The sequence below is a fragment of the Cupriavidus phytohabitans genome (assembly GCF_000426345.1).
Taxonomy (GTDB): Bacteria; Pseudomonadota; Gammaproteobacteria; order Burkholderiales; family Burkholderiaceae; genus Cupriavidus.
This window is the reverse complement of the sequence record NZ_AUFE01000212.1, coordinates 1-1,904: the sequence shown is the minus strand read 5'-3', so window position 1 is coordinate 1,904 and position 1,904 is coordinate 1. Positions and strand designations below refer to the sequence as shown.

General features: G+C 54.4%; 2 protein-coding genes. One reads left to right on the top strand and one right to left on the bottom strand.

All coding sequences use genetic code 11. The features are described 5' to 3' along the window. A partial coding sequence (locus K309_RS41345) for a transposase domain-containing protein (RefSeq protein ID WP_232232656.1) occupies positions 1-386 on the top strand: 386 nt, incomplete at its 5' end. A 277-nt stretch (positions 387-663) separates the two neighbouring features. Here the strand turns inward: K309_RS41345 and K309_RS0134735 are convergent. Beyond that, on the bottom strand, positions 664-1,446 hold the full coding sequence (locus tag K309_RS0134735; protein ID WP_029050454.1) for a GH12 family glycosyl hydrolase domain-containing protein: 783 nt from the start codon (positions 1,444-1,446) through the stop codon (positions 664-666). Between the last annotated feature and the right edge of the window lie 458 nt (positions 1,447-1,904).

Sequence of the window (1,904 nt, the reverse complement as noted above, 5' to 3'; positions counted from 1 at the left end):
TGCCAACGTCATCTGCTTCATGTTCTTCTCTTTGCGCTCTTGATCCCTCACATAACGCTCTTCCTCATGAAGCGGAGGACTTAATCAGCATTGCCCTAACGCTGTATGTCGACCATGGTCACGTCGAGATCGACAATAATGCGGCGAAGCGCGCACTGCGAGGAGTCGCTCTCGGCCGGAAGAACTTCCTGCACTTCGGCTCCGACAGTGGCGGTGAGCGCGGCGCCGCAATCTATGCACTTGTTGCGACAGCCAAACTGAACGGTCTCGATCCCGAGGCTTACCTCCGACACGTCATTGCTCGCATTGCCGAGCACCCCGTCAATCGCGTCAGCGAACTACTGCCATGGGCTGTGGCGGATCAGGTTCGCCAGAGCGCAGCCTGAAAGTATTCCCTCGTCAAGAACGCTGACGGTCGGACGGTTACCTACTTCAACTGCGCGTGCGGATAACTGTCGATGCGCTCGTCATCCTGCATGCGCAGTTGGCACGTTCCTTGAACCCCGCTCGTGAATGATGTTTTGCGTTCAACACATATGTTTGTGCCGGCGCGCTGGGATGAACATTGGCGTGCCGCAGTTGCTAGGGACTTCTTCTTCGTCATTCACAACACCTTACAAAATGGCAAGGTGTTGCACTTCAGAATTTGAGGCCGCCTTAGAATTACTCAGCGGTGACGGCGAAGTTCTTAGACACAAAGCTCAGCCCACCGACCGATGATGTAATTTCAAAACCGTACTGGATCTCGCCGACAACCACGTCATCAATATAGTTCAGCGACTTTAAGTAATTCATAATCTCCAGCACGTCGATCGTAGTTTGGTTGGTCTTCGCTGTGCGTAAGAAAGAATAGACGGCGTTCTTGCCGTTGCTACCGACATAGACATTCCAAGTGCTACCGGACAGCGGAACGTTACTGTAGAGCGGAATCGCGCAACCTTCAGAAGTCCAGTTGTACGAGATCGGCTTGACATTACCGCATCCATTCGAGGTGCCCGTGTAGTTCAGCCAGACCATGATCTCGTGCTGTTTTGCGTCGGCCCAGATATCCAACGTAGATTCCCATGCACCAGCAGCGGGCGTGGTAGCTGAGATAGTGGCAGTGAGCTTCCTCAGCGAACTGACAGGCTTGTTGACAAAATATTCGACGTGCGGATAGGACTTGATGCCGTTCGTGTCAGGCTGGTCTGACGTGACACCCCAGTCGAAACTTGAATTAGCCCAGAAGGACTGCGGACCAACTGCGACTGGAGGAACGCTGCAAGGCCCCCATACGTCATTGCTTAAGGTATACCCCTCGTAGCTCCAACGCGCGAAAAGAGTATGCTCATAGCAGGATGAAGTTGAAGGCGAAGTTGCAGACCATGTTGCAGCCTGCGCGACGGTGGATCCAAGCATCAGCATCAGGGAGGTAAGGCATCCCAATATGGCTAGAAATTTTGGCATATCTTCTTAATTCCTGTCGATGTAAATATTTGGAATCGGTAAGGCGTTCTAGTTTGCCGAAGATGGGCTGTGTGTCGTATGAGTTCAGCTGAAGCGGAAATGCAACTGCCTAACGATTCCGCGCGGGAAATACCGACGTGGCTGCCTGGTTCTCCATTAGCAGAGCCCCTACGGCACTGGCGTGTCCGTGATGCTATCGTATACGGCACCATACACCCGCACACAGACGTTAAATCGGCATAGGGGTGCATCCCATCAGGGCTGCATCCCCTGCCACACCACCCGGCATGCGGGTCCGCACCGGGCGGTTCGAGAGGTTGAGGTCAGTTGAGTCGGGGCAACCCCAGGCTGTCGAAGTAGGCGGTGGTCAACACTTGGTGGATCGCCGATAGGCTGTTGTGCCACCAGCGACGGCTTAGCGCCGCCACTGACTGCGCCACCTGTGGCAAGGCCCCTAA